This window comes from Streptomyces sp. RP5T, from assembly GCF_003933965.1.
Classification (GTDB): Bacteria; Actinomycetota; Actinomycetes; order Streptomycetales; family Streptomycetaceae; genus Streptomyces.
This window is the reverse complement of the sequence record NZ_RSAJ01000915.1, coordinates 1-2,339: the sequence shown is the minus strand read 5'-3', so window position 1 is coordinate 2,339 and position 2,339 is coordinate 1. Positions and strand designations below refer to the sequence as shown.

1 protein-coding gene is annotated in these 2,339 nt (G+C 72.3%); it reads right to left on the bottom strand.

The genetic code is table 11. The features are described from left to right. On the bottom strand, window positions 1-2,339 hold a 2,339-nt coding region (locus EHS43_RS42890; protein ID WP_125195865.1), incomplete at both ends, for a DEAD/DEAH box helicase.

Here is a 2,339-nt window from a genome sequence, read left to right as displayed (position 1 = left end):
GGCGGACCCTGCGGGACTCCAGGTCGCCCATCAGCTCGACGAGACCGGGAACGTCGAAGACGTCCTGGAGGCATTCGCGGACCGCCTCCAGGACGATCGGGAAGGAACCGAACTCGCTCGCCACCTGGAGCAGTTGGGAGGCGCGCTGGCGCTGCTGCCACAAGGGGGTGCGCTTGCCGGGGTTGCGCCGCGGGAGCAGGAGCGCGCGGGCGGCGCACTCGCGGAAGCGGGAGGCGAACAGGGCCGAGCCGCCCACCTGGTCGGTGACGATCTGGTCGACCTCGCCCTTGTCGAAGACGACGTCCGCGGCGCCCACCGGGGCCTGCTCGGCGTCGTACTCCGTACCGGTCCTGGCCGGTTCGCGGTCGAGGAGGTCCAGGCTCATCATGTCGGCGTCCGGCAGCCGCAGGACGATGCCGTCGTCGGCGTGCATGACCTGGGCGTCCATGCCGTAGCGCTCGGAGAGCTTGGCGCCGAGGGCGAGGGCCCAGGGGGCGTGGACCTGGGCGCCGAAGGGGGAGTGGACGACGACCCGCCAGTCGCCGAGTTCGTCCCGGAAGCGCTCCACGACGATCGTGCGGTCGTCCGGGACGTGGCCGCAGGCCTCGCGCTGTTCGTCCAGGTAGGACAGGACATTGTCGGCCGCCCACGCGTCCAGACCCGCGGTGAGCAGGCGCAGGCGGGCGTCCTCCTTGGACAGGGAGCCGACCTCGCGGAGGAACGCGCCCACCGCGCGGCCCAGTTCGAGGGGGCGGCCCAGCTGGTCGCCCTTCCAGAAGGGGAGCCGGCCGGGGACGCCGGGGGCGGGTGAGACGAGGACGCGGTCGCGGGTGATGTCCTCGATGCGCCAGGAGCTGGTGCCGAGCGTGAAGACGTCCCCGACCCGCGACTCGTAGACCATCTCCTCGTCGAGCTCGCCGACCCTTCCGCCGCCCTTCTTGGGGTCGGAACCGGCGAGGAAGACACCGAAGAGGCCGCGGTCGGGGATGGTGCCGCCGGAGGTGACGGCGAGGCGCTGGGCGCCGGGCCGGCCGGTGACCGTGCCGGCGATGCGGTCCCAGACCACGCGCGGTCGCAGTTCGGCGAAGGCGTCGGACGGATAGCGGCCCGCGAGCATGTCGAGGACCGCGGTGAAGGCGGACTCGGGGAGGGAGGCGAAGGGGGCCGCCCTGCGGACCGTGGCGAGGAGGTCGTCGAGCTGCCAGGTGTCCATCGAGGTCATCGCCACGATCTGCTGGGCGAGGACGTCCAGGGGGTTCGCGGGGACCTTGAGGGACTCGATGGAACCGGTCCGCATGCGTTCCGTGACGACCGCCGCCTGGACCAGGTCGCCCCGGTACTTCGGGAAGACCACGCCGGTGGAGACCGCGCCGACCTGGTGACCCGCGCGGCCGACGCGTTGCAGGCCGGAGGCGACGGAGGGGGGTGACTCGACCTGGATCACCAGGTCCACCGCGCCCATGTCGATGCCGAGTTCGAGGCTGGAGGTCGCCACCACGGCGGGCAGGCGGCCTGCTTTGAGGTCCTCTTCGACCAGGGCGCGTTGTTCCTTGGAGACCGAGCCGTGGTGCGCCCGGGCGATGACCGGGGGTGCGCCCTGGGCCGCGCCCGAGCCGCCCATGAGGTCGGCCGGGGAGTGGTGTTCGTCCAGGGGCTCGCCGGTGGCCCGCTCGTAGGCGATCTCGTTCAGACGGTTGCACAGGCGTTCCGCGAGGCGGCGGGAGTTCGCGAAGACGATCGTGGAGCGGTGGGACTGGACGAGGTCGGTGATCCGCTCCTCCACGTGGGGCCAGATGGACGGGCGCTCCGCGCCTTCGTTGCCCTCGGCGACGGGGGAGCCGCCGAGTTCACCGAGGTCTTCCACCGGGACCACGACCGAGAGGTCGAACTCCTTGCCGGACTTCGGCTGGACGATCTCCACCTTGCGCTGGGGGGAGAGGTAGCGGGCGATCTCGTCCACCGGGCGGACCGTGGCGGAGAGGCCGATACGGCGGGCCGGCTTCGCCAGGAGCTCGTCCAGGCGCTCCAGCGACAGGGCCAGGTGGGCGCCGCGCTTGGTGCCGGCCACGGCGTGGACCTCGTCGAGGATCACGGTCTCGATGCCGGTGAGCGCGTCCCGGGTCGCCGACGTCAGCATCAGGAACAGGGATTCCGGGGTGGTGATCAGGATGTCCGGGGGGCGGGTGGACAGGGCCCGGCGCTCGGCCGGAGGGGTGTCGCCGGAACGGATGCCCACCTTGACCTCGGGCTCGGGCAGGCCCAGGCGGACGGATTCCTGGCGGATGCCGGTGAGGGGGCTGCGGAGGTTGCGCTCCACGTCGACGGCGAGGGCCTTGAGG